The sequence below is a fragment of the Rhizobium sophoriradicis genome (genome assembly GCF_025200795.1).
GTDB classification, from domain to species: Bacteria; Pseudomonadota; Alphaproteobacteria; order Rhizobiales; family Rhizobiaceae; genus Rhizobium; species Rhizobium sophoriradicis.
Map to the genome: position 1 here is coordinate 4,281,511 of NZ_CP104152.1, position 12,331 is coordinate 4,293,841.

Here is a 12,331-nt window from a genome sequence, read left to right on the forward strand (position 1 = left end):
GGAGAGGCATGTACAGTTTCAGGCTCGCCCGCCAATCCGATCTTGCCGAGATCGTCCGGCTCTTGGCCGATGACGATCTCGGCAGCGCCAGGGAGGTCGTCTCGGATCCCATCGATGCGCGTTATCTCTCCGCTTTCGCCGCAATCGAGGCGGATGCCAACCAGATGCTCGCCGTGGCAAGCGATGCGGACGATCAAGTTGTCGGCTGCCTACAGCTGAGCTTCATTCCCGGCCTGTCGAGGGCGGGCATGTGGCGCGGGCAGATCGAAAGCGTGCGAATCGCGCGGGATTTCCGCGGCTCCGGCCTCGGCTCCGAGTTCATCGAATGGGCGATCGCCCAATGTGTCGAGCGCGGCTGCGGTATCGTGCAGCTAACATCGGAAAAGGCGCGCACGGATTCGATCCGCTTCTACGAGAAGCTCGGCTTCCTCGCGAGCCATGAAGGGCTGAAGCGCAGTCTCTGAAAACGGCTACTTCAGCTTGCCTTTCATCGTGGCCTCCGGAAAGCAGGTCGGCTTCATGCCGTTCTTCGCTTGCCACTGACCGATAGAACGCCGCGTCTTGTAACCCGGCAGGCCGTCGGAACCGCCGACATCATAGCCCTGCCGCTCCAGCGCCTTCTGCATGGCGGCGACATCCGAACGCAGCATCTTGCCGACATCGCCCCACCGGCCCTGGAAGGCGCCGCCGTTGGAGCCGATTCGGTCGGCGAGATTGCCGATAAAGAGCGCGTAGAGATCGGAGTTGTTGTACTCCTTGATGATGTAGAAATTCGGCGTGACGATGAATTCCGGCCCGTCGCGGCCTGCCGGCACCAGCATCATGCCCTCAGCCTTCATCTCGCTTGCGGGAAAGTCCTTGCCGGAGATGCGCGCGATGCCGAGCGAAGCCCAATGCGAAAGCGGCTTCGCGAGGTCTGGACCCTCCTGCGCGCAGGAGACTGCCTCCGGGATCGAGACCTCGAAGCCCCAGTCACGATCGCGCTGCCAGCCCTTCTTGACCAGGTAATTGGCAATCGAGGCGAGTGTGTCCGGCACCGAGGTCCAGATATTGCGGTGGCCGTCGCCGTCGAAATCCACCGCATATTTCAGGTAGCTTGTCGGCATGAATTGCGGCTGGCCGAGCGCGCCGGCCCACGAGCTCTTGAAATCAGCGGGCGTCACGTCACCGCCGTCGAGAATATGCAGGGCCGCCACCAGCTCGGTGCGGAACATTTCTTTGCGGGTCGACATGAAGGCTTTGGTCGCAAGCACCTCGATCGCCGAATTCGGGATCTTCGCCGCGCCGAAGCCGGTCTCCCGGCCCCAGATGGCCAGCACGATCGACCCCGGCACCCCATAGGTCTTCTCGATCCGTTTCAGCGTCGAGCCATATTGCCCGGCAAAGCCTTGCCCGGTTGCGGCAAGCCTCTTCAGATGGTCCTCGTTGAAATAAGGGCCTGGCGAGGAGAATTCGGCTTGCGTCTGCTTCTGCTCCTTCGGCGGCGGGAAGCCGGGCGGGGCGAGATCGGGCAGGTTCCAGTTCAGCGTGATGCCGGAGAACGCGGCCTTAAAAGTCTTCTCGGAAATGCCGCCTGCCTTGGCCTGCGGCCAGAGGTCCTTCTGCACCCAGTTTTCGAACTGCGCTTCGACATCGGCTTTCGAAGGGGCTGCATAGGAGGGGAGAGGAAGTAGGGCCGTCATTATCGCCAATGCGAGTATTCGCAGGCCTCTTGGAACACCCCCCTCTGTCCTGCCGGACATCTCCCCCACAAGGGGGGAGATCGGCTGGGGGCACGCTGTTGCCCCAATCAAACGCGGCAGGGGAGCGGAGCCGCTTGGCTCACGATTAGGATTTCGCGGGGCCGGTGCATCTTGCCGATCTCCCCCCTTGTGGGGGAGATGCCCGGCAGGGCAGAGGGGGGTGCCATGCAACATACGTAAGCCTCTCATATCACCGTCCGCGCCCGTAGCGCCGCCGCCAGCGTGCCCTCGTCGAGATAATCGAGTTCACCGCCGACCGGCACGCCATGGGCCAGCCGCGTGATCTTGACGTCGAGCCCCTGCAGCTGGTCGGTGATGTAGTGTGCCGTCGTCTGCCCCTCGACGGTGGCGTTGACGGCGATGATCAGCTCGCGGATGCCGCCTTCGCCGATCCGGTCGATCAGCCCGCGGATATTGAGATCATCGGGCCCGATCCCGTCGAGCGGCGACAACGTGCCGCCGAGAACGTGATAGGCGGCGTTCATCGCGCCGGCCCGCTCCAGCGCCCAGAGGTCGGAGACATCTTCGACGACGATGATGATGGATTGATCGCGCTGCGTATCGGTGCAGACGGTACAAGGATCGACAGTATCGACATTGCCGCAGCGCGAGCAAATCTTCACCTTGTCATAGGCTTCGCCCAGCGCATTCGACAGCGGCCCCAGCAGCTGGTCCTTCTTCTTGATCAGATGCAGTGCCGCCCGGCGGGCCGAGCGCGGCCCGAGGCCCGGCACCTTTGCCAGAAGCTGGATGAGTTTTTCGATCTCGGGGCCGGTGACTCGTTTTGCCATGCGCCGTTCTTAACTGATATGCAACGAAAACGGAATCGTCGGAGGATCGGCTGCCCCATGAAAATCCTGGCGCTTTGCACCGGCAATCCGGAAAGGCTCGCCGGCAAGAGCTACAAGACCGGCATTTTCAAACATGCCGTCAACGGCGCCGTGATGATCGATGCTCAAGGTCTCGTCGGCGACGCCATCTGCAACCGCAAACATCATGGCGGCGTCGATCAGGCAGTTTATGTCGAGGGATCGCTGACGATCGACTGGTGGGCGCAGCAACTCGGCCGCCCCTACGAGCCCGGCACCTTCGGTGAAAACATGGTGATCGCGGATCTCGACAACCGCGACGCCGCTGTCGGCGACCGCTTCTCATCAGGCGATCTCGTCCTCGAAGTCACGTCATGCCGCATTCCCTGCGCCACCTTCGCCGCCAGGATGGCCGATCCGAAATTCGTCAAGCGCTATACCGATGCCGCCCGCCCTGGAATCTATTGCCGCGTCATCCGCGGCGGCATCGCCGAAGCCCGAATGCCGGTTGAGCACCAACCCTTTCCCGGAGAAAGGGTCATGATGCCGGAGGTGATGGAAACCTTCGGCCGACGGCTTTCGGAGGCGGACCGGGCGCGATATCTCGCCGCTCCCATTCACTACAAGCTGCGGGCGAAGCTGGAAATGCAGCGCTGAGAACGGTTTTCTTCCGCGCAACGCGAGCGCAATAGCCGCACCGAGCGACGTAACCGGAATTCGAATTGCCTGCTATCAGAACGGCAGCTTGAAGCCCGGCGGGATCGGCAGGCCGGCGGTCAGCGCCTTGGTCTTTTCAGCGGCGAGAGCCTCGGCCTTGTCCTTGGCGTCCTTATGGGCGGCGACGATCAGGTCCTCGAGGATTTCGACATCGTCCTCCTTGAAGAGCGACGGGTCGACCTTCAGGCTCTTGAGCTCACCCTTGCCCGAGATGACGACGGTGACGAGGCCGCCACCGGCCTTGCCTTCGGCGGTGAGCTCGGCGATCTCCGCCTGCATCTGCTCCATCTTGGCCTGCATTTCCTTGACTTTGCCCATCATGCCCATGATGTCGCGCATCGTCTCGCTCCTTCTTGAAACCTTAGAATTCTATGTCGTCGCCGGGCAGGATATCACCTTCTTCGGATTCGGCGACAGCGGGCGGTGTGATCTCTTCCGCCTCCTCCTCCGGCGTCGGCGCCCTGACGCGCACGTCGATGATCTTGGCGCCCGGAAACTGCGCAAGAATGGCCGCGACATCGGGGTCCTGGCGCGCATCGCTGACCCGTTGTTGCTGCGCCTTGGCCTCCGCCTCCACCATCGTCGGCCCGCCTTCTTCGCGGCTGGTGCTGACGATCCAGTGGATGCCTGTCCATTCCTTGAGTTTGACGGCAAGCTCGTTCAGCAGCGTGCCAGGCGCGCCCTCGGTGAGATTCACGTCCAACCGGCCAGGCTCGATGCGCACGGGCCGCACGAAGTTGCGTACCAGCGCCTTCAGCTTGACGTCACGCTTTTCGGCGGCAAGGTCGACAATATCGCTGATCGAATTGACCCGGACGAGCGGCTTCGGTGCCTCAGCCGGTTTCGTCTCAATTCTCCCGACAGGCATCGTCTCCGGCTGGCTGCTCGGCACGGCGCGTAGCATCGCCACCGGTGCGGACGGCTGCGGCGGGCTCGGTGAGATTTCAGGAGCGCGGGCCGTGACACTGCTTTGATAGGGAACGCGGGTTCCGCTGCCGCCGCCATTGCCGGAAGGCGGGGAGGCGGGGCGCGGACCGGCATTGTCGCCGGAAAATTCGGCAAGCCGCCGCGCCGCATCCTCGGGAGCCGGCAGATGCGCCGCATGCGCCAGCCGGATCAGCACCATTTCGGCGGCCCCTGCCGTGCGTGACGAGCCTTCCGTTTCGGGAATACCCTTCAGTAGCATCTGCCAGATGCGCGACAGCGTCGTCACCGCAACGCCCCTGGCGAATTCAGCCGCTTTCGTGCGCTCGATCTCGCTGAGCGAAGGATCGTTTGCCGCATCCGGCACATATTTCTGCCGCGTCACCAGATGGGTGAAATCGGCAAGATCGGTCAGCACCACGACCGGATTGGCGCCGGCCTCGTACTGGCTCTGGAATTCGCCGAGGGCGCCGGCGACATCGCCCTTGACGATATGCTGGAAGAGATCGACGATCCGGGCGCGGTCGGCAAGGCCGAGCATGCCGCGCACGGCTTCCGCCTGCACGGCGCCGGCGCCATGGGCGATCGCCTGATCGAGCAGCGACAGGCCGTCGCGGGCCGAGCCCTCGGCGGCGCGCGCGATCATCGCCAGCGCGTCCGCTTCCGCCTCGATGCCTTCCTTGGCCGCGATCGTCGAAAACAGTCCGACGAGGTCCGACGCGCTGATGCGGCGCAGGTCGAAGCGCTGGCAGCGCGACAGCACGGTGATCGGCACCTTGCGGATTTCGGTGGTGGCGAAGATGAACTTCACATGTTCCGGCGGCTCTTCGAGCGTCTTCAACAACCCGTTGAAGGCCTGCGTCGACAGCATGTGCACTTCGTCGATGATATAGACCTTGTAGCGCGCCGAAACCGGCCGGTAACGCACCTGCTCGATGATCTCTCTTATATCGTCGATGCCGGTATGGGATGCGGCGTCCATCTCGATCACGTCGACATGCCGGCCTTCCATGATCGCCTGGCAGTGTTCGCCGGGCACACGAAGGTCGATCGTCGGCTTGTCGATCTCTGATGTCTTGTAGTTCAGCGCCCGCGCCAGGATGCGTGCCGTCGTCGTCTTGCCGACGCCGCGCACGCCGGTCAGCATGTAGGCCTGCGCGATGCGGCCAGTTTCGAAGGCGTTGGTGAGGGTGCGGACCATCGGCTCCTGGCCGACCATCAGGTCCGTGAAATCCTTGGGGCGGTATTTGCGAGCCAGCACCCGGTATCCGGTGCCCGTCGAGGCGGCATCTTTTGATTGTCGCTCGGTGTCGCTCATCGCCCTGCTTGTCGCCCGGATCGTCGGGCACTTCGTAAAGAGAAGGTGGGAGGCTGGCACGATGACCCGTGCCGGGCTCGTTAGGGCTGCTTCCTTCCGGACCTGACCCGGTTGGCGAGTGGCTCGTCCACCACCAACCTCCCGGATGCACATATCGGCAATATCGTCATCAAAAGCAAGCCAACATGATAAAAAACTGCTAGTCGTTGGAAAAGACAGGAGGAATGTCCCTTGAACGGCTTTTCGCTTGACCCCCGGCTGGAAAACGACAGCATCAGCGTCATGGTCACAGGCCTCTGTGATCTGAGATTGTCGAGGGATGCCCGCTGGCCCTGGCTCATTCTCGTGCCGCGCCGGGCCGATATCACCGAAATCTTCGAGCTGACGCCGCTCGACCAGGTGCTGCTCGCCTTCGAGACGGAGCTCGTCGCCAAAGCGCTCAAGCAGATTACCGGGGCGACAAAAATCAATGTCGGGGCTCTTGGCAACATCGTCCGCCAGCTTCATGTTCATGTCATTGCCCGCTTCGAAGGCGATGCCAACTGGCCGGGTCCTGTCTGGGGCTTCGGGCGAGCTGAGCCCTACGAGGACGGGAAGAGAGACGAATTCATAGCGAAGCTGCGGGAAGCCCTTTCATCATGAGTCATTCGCTTTTCGATTCGGACGTGCCGCATCCGGAACCCAGCAATCTCACCGCCTTTGCCGCCAACGACCTCAATCGCGATTCCGAACATCGCGACGAACAGTCGGTCGAAAAGGCGCTAGCCAGGGAAGGCACGCATATCTTCGCCTTCGCCAGGGACAAGCTGGTGCTGAAGCATGACGGCCAGGTGCTCGATCCGCTCTTTGCCCGCTACGAGCTGCAGGAACTGCAGCCGGATTGGGATGAGACGGTGCTTCTCGGCTACCGCAAATCAGGCGAGCCGCGACTTGCCGTGCCCGTCGGCATCGACGTCGAGGATCTCGCCAGCCAATACAAGCCCGCCGACGGCCGCACGCTGTTTCGCGAAATGCTGATCGATGAGGTGCTGCTTGGCGAATTCGCCCAGGCTGCAAGCCTCATCCGCTGGAACGGCGACAACCGCTTCTGCGGCCGCTGCGGCTCGGCGATGGAGATTCATATCGGCGGTTACAAGCGTGTCTGTGCCGCCTGCGAGCACATGATCTTTCCCCGCACCGATCCCGTCGTCATCATGCTGACGATCGATGAGAGCCGCGACCTCTGCCTGCTCGGCCGCAGCCCGCATTTTTCGCCCGGCATGTATTCTTGTCTTGCCGGCTTCGTCGAGCCGGGTGAGACCATCGAGAATGCGGTGCGCCGCGAAACGCTGGAAGAATCGGGCATCCGCACCGGTCGCATCCGCTATCACGCCTCGCAGCCCTGGCCGATGCCGCATTCGCTGATGATCGGCTGTTACGCCGAGGCGAAATCCACCGAGATCAAACGGGATGAGACGGAGCTCGAGGATTGCCGCTGGTTCACTCGCGAAGAGACGCTCGAAATGCTGGAGCGCCCCGGCGCCAATGGCAAGGCATCGCCGCCGAAAGGAGCGATCGCCCATCGCCTGATGCGCGACTGGGTGGAGTGGAAGCGCTAGTGCCATGCCCGTCGCCCGTTCGGAACGGCTCCTGACGCTGCTCCAGACGCTTCGGCGTTATCGGCGGCCGGTGACCGGCACCGTGCTCGCTCAGGAGACCGGCGTCAGCCTGCGGACACTCTATCGCGATATCGCCAGCCTGCAGGCCCAGGGCGCGATGATCGAAGGCGAAGCCGGCATCGGTTATGTGCTGAAGCCCGGCTTCATGCTGCCGCCGATGATGTTTTCCGAGGAGGAGCTCGAGGCACTGGTGCTCGGCTCGCGCTGGGTCGCCCGCGCCGCTGAACCGCGTCTTGCCGGTGCCGGCGCCGACGCTCTGGCCAAGATCGCCGCCGTTCTGCCGGACGACATGCGCGACATGATCGATTCGGCCGCTCTCTTCGTCGGCCCCAAACGCCGGGATGAGGACAGCGCGGATGTCTCGGCCATCCGCAGGGCGATCCGCCTGGAGCGTATTCTCGAACTGCATTACGGCGACGAGCAGGGCCGGATCTCGCGCCGCCGGGTCTGGCCTTTCGCGCTCGGCTATTTCGAGCACGTGCGCGTCCTCATGGCCTGGTGCGAGCTGCGCCAGGATTTTCGCCATTTCCGCACCGATCGCATCATCGACATGGCACTGCATGAGGTGCGTTATCCGCGCCGCCGCACAGTGCTTCTCAAGGAGTGGCGCGAGACGCAGGACGTGCCGATCGAGAGGTGATCGCTGCTGCCATAAACTGTCAGCAGTTGGCGTTATGATCAGTCTCAATCCACTAAGAAAGGAGTACCGATCATGGCAACGTCTTCATTCATCCGCCAGACCAGCGACCGTTTTGCAGTTGACGCCTTTGCCGATGTCATTTCGGCCGAAACCTTCGCCGATGTCGGGCAGCCCGCGCACTCCGGCCTTCTGCGCCTGGTCATGAACATCTTTCGGATTCGCAGTGCAAACCACACCAGCCTCGATCTCGAGGCTGCACCGGATTGCCGCAAGCGCGACCTCGGCTTCATGGATGGACGCGGCCCGCGCCGCGAGAGCCGTTTTTCGCTTTAGACTATCCGATCATTATCCACACCGCCGGTCGAGGACGGGGCGTGCTTTCGCAGCGCGCTCAGCTTCCTGCTGCCATGAATTGGCAGCAGGCGATCTCTCGCGGTGCCCCAATTGGCAGCAACAGGAGAACCGAAATGAGCAGCCCCAATCTGATTATCCTCTACGTCAAGGATCCCGGCGAAAGCGCCAGCTTCTACCGGAATCTCTTGAACCGCGAACCGGCCGTGGAAGCCCCGAATTTCGTCGCCTTCCCGCTCGACGGCGGCTTCACGCTCGGCCTCTGGCGGCGCAGCAAGGTCGAGCCGCAGCCCTCCGCCATCGGCAACCGCGGCGAAGTGGCCTTCATGGTGGCGGGGGAAAATGCCGTCGCCAGGCAGTATGAAGACTGGCGCCAACGGGGTTTGCCGATTGCCCAGGAACTGACGGAGCTGGATTTTGGCCCGACCTTCGTGGTGCTCGATCCGGACGGGCATCGGCTGCGCGTCTGCGAGCCGGATAAATAATAGCCTGAATGGACGGGGCCTGCTTAGAGCAGGCCTCGCATCGCATGCCCCTTGTAGACGCCGAGGATGCGCACCTTCTCGGAGAAGAAACGCAGTTCCTCCAAGGCCCGGCGAACGTTCGGATCGTTCGGATGGCCCTCGATATCGGCGTAGAACTGCGTCGCCACGAATTTTCCGCCGAGCTGGTAGCTTTCCAGCTTCGTCATGTTGATGTTGTTGGTGGCAAAGCCGCCGAGCGCCTTGTAGAGCGCGGCCGGAATGTTGCGGACGTTGAAGACGAAGGTGGTGACGACCTTCTCCTCAGCCGAATTGCGCTGCGCCCATTCCTCGTCACGCGACAGCACGACGAAGCGGGTGACGTTGTTTTCCGTATCCTCGACATTTTCGGCGACGATCTCCAGCCCGTAGAGATCGGCGGCAAGACGCGGCGCGAGCGCGGCCATCGAGCGATCGCCTGTTTCCTTCACGAGTTTTGCAGCGCCTGCGGTATCGCCGGCGATGACAGGCTTCCAACCATGGGCGCGCACGATCTTGCGGCACTGGCCGAGCGCGTGGATATGGCTGTGCACCGTGCGGATCTCGTCCTTGGTCACCCCGGGCAGCACCATCAGCTGGAAGCGGATCGGCATGAAATATTCGCCGATGATGTGCAGCCGCGATTCCGGCAGCAGATGATGGATGTCGGCGACGCGCCCGGCGATCGTATTTTCGATCGGGATCATGGCGAGATCGGCGTCGCCGTTGTCGACCGCGGTGAACGCATCCTCGAACGTCTGGCAGGGCAGCGGCTCCATGGTCGGAAACATGTCGCGGCTGGCCATGTCGGAATTGGCGCCGAACTCGCCTTGAAAGGCGATCCTGTTGGTCTTGATGTTCATGATGGTTCCGTCAGTTCGACTTAGAGCATGATGCCGAAAAGTGTGAGCGGTTTTCGGACGACATCATGCTCTAACTCTTTAATTGAGAACAGGATTCAGATTTTAGGCCAACCGAGCCTAAAATCATCCTGTTCTGGCGGAGAGGATGCGCCGCGCTTTTTCAAGGTCGGCGGGAGTATCGACACCGAGCGGAACCGTGTCAACGATCTCCACGTCGATGCGCATGCCGGCCTCCAGCGCCCGCAACTGCTCGAGCGATTCCCGCTTTTCGAGCGTCGACGGGCCGAGCGAGACGAATCGCTCCAGCGCCGCACGCCGATAGGCATAAAGGCCGATATGGTGATAGAGCGGCCCCTTGCCGTGAGGTGCAGTCGCGCGCGTGAAGTAGAGGGCGTGCAGGCGGGTATCTGAGACCGGCGAACCGACGATCTTGACGATGTGCGGCGCGGTCTTGTCCTCCTCATTGTCGATTTCGGTCGTCAGCGTGCCGATATCGACCGCCTCGTTGTCGAGCGGGCGCAGGGCCGCGCGCACGGTTTCCGGATCGATCGTCGGCAGGTCGCCCTGAACATTGACGATGATTTTCGCCTTGCCGGCGGGATCGACTTTCGTCAGCGCTTCGAAGATTCGGTCGGAACCCGATTGATGATCCCTGCTGGTCATGACGACGTCGAAGCCGGCGGCGGAAACGGCATCGAACACCTGTTGGTCGTCGACGGCGACGACCACGCGGCCGATGGCTGCCTCTTTGGCGCGCATCGCCACCTGCACGATCATCGGCCGGCCACAAATATCGGCGAGCGGCTTGCCCGGAAGCCGGGTGGAGGCCATGCGCGCCGGGATCAATACGAGCACCTCGTCTAAACTCATCGTTCGGGCCTTCTATTCCGGGCTAAAAAGTGTCAAAAAGTCTCACGCATAAGACCATTTAGACAGTTGCAACGATCAGTCAAAAGACATAGGTTCCGCGCGATTTCAAGATGGTCCGGTTTGGTCTGCCGGCTGCAAGGGGAGCATTGCAGATGAATTCATACGTCAATACGGCCGTGGGGGCGCTGCTCGGAACGATTTTCGTTCTGATGTCGGTCTCCATCGCGTCCGAGGGGATCTTCCATTCCGAAGCGCCGGAAAAGGAAGGTTTCGCGATCGTCGCCGAAGAGGCCCCTGCCGCCGGTGGCGAAGCTGCGCCGGCCGCTGCCGTTCCGATTGCGCAATTGCTCGCTTCTGCAGATGCCAAGGCCGGTGAAGCGGTCTTCAAGAAGTGTCAGGCCTGTCATGACGCCACCAAAGGGGGGCCGAACAAGGTCGGTCCTAACCTCTTTGCTGTCGTAGATCGCCCGATCGCCGGGCATGAAGGCTTCGCCTATTCCTCCGCCATGAAGGATTTCTCCAAGGGCGGCAGCGAGAAGTGGACCTTCGAAAATCTGAACAAGTTCCTTCTGGCGCCGAAGAAGGACATTCCCGGCACCGCCATGGGCTTTGCCGGCCTGACGAAGGATCAGGATCGCGCCAACGTCATCCTCTACCTGCACACGCTCGCCGATTCGCCGGTTCCGTTGCCGGATCCGAATGCCGCGACGCAGTAAGGCGGCAACATACGCGCACGACATGGAAGCCCGGCCGCAAGCCGGGCTTTTGTTGTCGAGAGCTACTCAGGCGCCGAGGAAATAGGCCCAGAGCGACACGGTGATAGCCCCGAGCGCCGTTGTCACCGAGATTGTCGAGGCGGCGAGGCTGTGGCCGACCCCGAAGCGATTGGCGATCAGCCAGGCATTGACGCCTGTCGGCACGGAGGAGGTCAGCACGATCGCCGCCGTCCATTCGGGGCTGAGACCGAGGAGACGGCTCACCGCCCAGACGCAGCCCGGCAGCAGCAGCAGCTTTAAGCTCGAAGTGACGCTGGCGATGCCGAGATTGCCGGAGACGCCGTATTTTTCCAATGCCATGCCGAGCGAGATCAGCGCTGCAGGGCCGGCAATGCCGGCGATCTGATTGACGACCGTCGCCAGCGTCGCGGTCATGGTAAGGCCGGAAAGATGCACGGCCATGCCGGCCGCAAGCCCGATCACCAGCGGATTGCGGATGAGATTGACGGCAATCTGGCGAAGCACGTAAATCATGCTCCGGTCGCTCTTGCCGGCGATCTTTCGTTCCGCATGCTCCATCAACACCGTGCCGGCGACCATCATCACGGGCAGATGCACGGCAAGCAGGATCGACAACGCCACCAGCCCTTCGTCGCCGACGGTTCGCTGGACGAGCGGCAGCCCGATGAAAACATTGTTTGCGAAAGCCGAGGAAACGCCGGCCAGCACGCCGATCCGTTCGTCACGGTTAAACAGGCGCGTGGCGGCGATATGGCCGGCCGTCCAGGTGATGGCGACGCCGGAGAAGTACACGATCCAGAGCCGGAAGGGCGAGGCGCCATGGAAATCCGCCTCGGCGATGGTGCGGAAGAGCAGCAGCGGCACGGCGATCTTGAAGACGAATTCGCTGAGCGCATCGCCGACATTTGATGCCATCAAGCCGCTGCGAACGATTACCCAGCCGATGAGGATCAGGATGAAGATGGGAAGGACGTCGAGAATGATGGCTGACATAAGGAAGGATGCTCTGCGGGGAGGGAGTATCCGAGGTCTAGCAGCAAAAGCCTGGCGTTGAAAACGCAATCGGCCCGCAGTCGCCGATGGAGTGCATCCGCACGCAAAAAAAGCGGGCATGGCCCGCTTTTCCGCTCCGGCCTTGCCGGATATCCGGATCGCGAGGCTGCCAGTTCATCCGTGGTCAGCACCGCGCCGGTAAGATCGAA

15 protein-coding genes and 1 other RNA gene are annotated in these 12,331 nt (G+C 62.3%); 8 read left to right on the forward strand and 8 right to left on the reverse strand.

All coding sequences use genetic code 11. The annotated features are described in order from the left end of the window. Positions 1-8: 8 nt before the first annotated feature. Positions 9-464: a GNAT family N-acetyltransferase gene (locus N2597_RS20865; protein WP_096763470.1), complete on the forward strand. Its 456-nt coding sequence runs from the start codon at positions 9-11 to the stop codon at positions 462-464. A gap of 6 nt (positions 465-470) precedes the next feature. Here the strand turns inward: N2597_RS20865 and N2597_RS20870 are convergent, their stop codons facing one another. Beyond that, positions 471-1,742, reverse strand: coding sequence for a lytic murein transglycosylase (locus N2597_RS20870; RefSeq protein WP_096763469.1), 1,272 nt, complete (start codon positions 1,740-1,742; stop codon positions 471-473). A 185-nt stretch (positions 1,743-1,927) separates the two neighbouring features. Next, positions 1,928-2,533, reverse strand: coding sequence for a recombination mediator RecR (gene recR, locus N2597_RS20875; RefSeq protein ID WP_038686067.1), 606 nt, complete (start codon positions 2,531-2,533; stop codon positions 1,928-1,930). Positions 2,534-2,590: 57 nt separating this feature from the next. Here recR and N2597_RS20880 point away from each other — a divergent pair, with 57 nt between their 5' ends. Then, positions 2,591-3,208 carry an MOSC domain-containing protein gene (locus tag N2597_RS20880; protein WP_179363855.1) on the forward strand — a complete coding sequence of 206 codons (618 nt, stop codon included), beginning with the start codon at positions 2,591-2,593 and terminating at the stop codon, positions 3,206-3,208. A 75-nt stretch (positions 3,209-3,283) separates the two neighbouring features. On the opposite strand, the gene N2597_RS20885 is transcribed toward N2597_RS20880, so the two are convergent. The 3 genes from N2597_RS20885 to ffs form a co-directional block, all read right to left on the reverse strand. Beyond that, positions 3,284-3,607, reverse strand: coding sequence for a YbaB/EbfC family nucleoid-associated protein (locus N2597_RS20885; RefSeq protein ID WP_039617209.1), 324 nt, complete (start codon positions 3,605-3,607; stop codon positions 3,284-3,286). Between the two features lie 22 nt (positions 3,608-3,629). After that, on the reverse strand, positions 3,630-5,510 hold the full coding sequence (locus N2597_RS20890) for a DNA polymerase III subunit gamma/tau (RefSeq protein WP_183598651.1): 1,881 nt from the start codon (positions 5,508-5,510) through the stop codon (positions 3,630-3,632). Positions 5,511-5,555: 45 nt separating this feature from the next. Continuing rightward, an RNA gene (gene ffs, locus N2597_RS20895) (signal recognition particle sRNA small type) lies at positions 5,556-5,652 on the reverse strand. An 89-nt stretch (positions 5,653-5,741) separates the two neighbouring features. Here ffs and N2597_RS20900 point away from each other — a divergent pair. The 5 genes from N2597_RS20900 (at position 5,742) to N2597_RS20920 (ending at position 8,644) form a co-directional block, all read left to right on the forward strand. Continuing rightward, on the forward strand, positions 5,742-6,152 hold the full coding sequence (locus N2597_RS20900) for an HIT domain-containing protein (protein ID WP_077995078.1): 411 nt from the start codon (positions 5,742-5,744) through the stop codon (positions 6,150-6,152). Beyond that, positions 6,149-7,108, forward strand: a complete 960-nt coding sequence (gene nudC / locus N2597_RS20905; RefSeq protein WP_077995077.1) for an NAD(+) diphosphatase — start codon at positions 6,149-6,151, stop codon at positions 7,106-7,108. Before N2597_RS20900 ends, nudC begins: the two co-directional genes overlap by 4 nt. Before the next feature lie 4 nt (positions 7,109-7,112). After that, complete coding sequence (locus N2597_RS20910; RefSeq protein WP_010054335.1) at positions 7,113-7,808, forward strand: helix-turn-helix transcriptional regulator; 696 nt, start codon at positions 7,113-7,115, stop codon at positions 7,806-7,808. 72 nt (positions 7,809-7,880) lie between these two features. After that, positions 7,881-8,141 carry a hypothetical protein gene (locus N2597_RS20915; protein ID WP_077995076.1) on the forward strand — a complete coding sequence of 87 codons (261 nt, stop codon included), beginning with the start codon at positions 7,881-7,883 and terminating at the stop codon, positions 8,139-8,141. A 134-nt stretch (positions 8,142-8,275) separates the two neighbouring features. Beyond that, positions 8,276-8,644, forward strand: coding sequence for a VOC family protein (locus tag N2597_RS20920; RefSeq protein WP_009996075.1), 369 nt, complete (start codon positions 8,276-8,278; stop codon positions 8,642-8,644). Positions 8,645-8,667: 23 nt separating this feature from the next. Here the strand turns inward: N2597_RS20920 and N2597_RS20925 are convergent, their stop codons facing one another. Further along, the gene (locus N2597_RS20925) at positions 8,668-9,522 is read right to left on the reverse strand and encodes a prephenate dehydratase (protein ID WP_096763467.1); all 855 of its coding nucleotides are present in this window, start codon (positions 9,520-9,522) and stop codon (positions 8,668-8,670) included. Between the two features lie 123 nt (positions 9,523-9,645). After that, on the reverse strand, positions 9,646-10,392 hold the full coding sequence (locus tag N2597_RS20930; RefSeq protein ID WP_038686082.1) for a 3-deoxy-manno-octulosonate cytidylyltransferase: 747 nt from the start codon (positions 10,390-10,392) through the stop codon (positions 9,646-9,648). Positions 10,393-10,544: 152 nt separating this feature from the next. Here N2597_RS20930 and N2597_RS20935 point away from each other — a divergent pair, with 152 nt between their 5' ends. Next, positions 10,545-11,108, forward strand: coding sequence for a c-type cytochrome (locus N2597_RS20935; protein WP_038686084.1), 564 nt, complete (start codon positions 10,545-10,547; stop codon positions 11,106-11,108). Positions 11,109-11,174: 66 nt separating this feature from the next. Here N2597_RS20935 and N2597_RS20940 read toward each other — a convergent pair whose 3' ends face one another. Continuing rightward, entirely contained in the window at positions 11,175-12,122 is a 948-nt protein-coding gene (locus N2597_RS20940) for an AEC family transporter (protein WP_183598653.1), read from the reverse strand. Between the last annotated feature and the right edge of the window lie 209 nt (positions 12,123-12,331).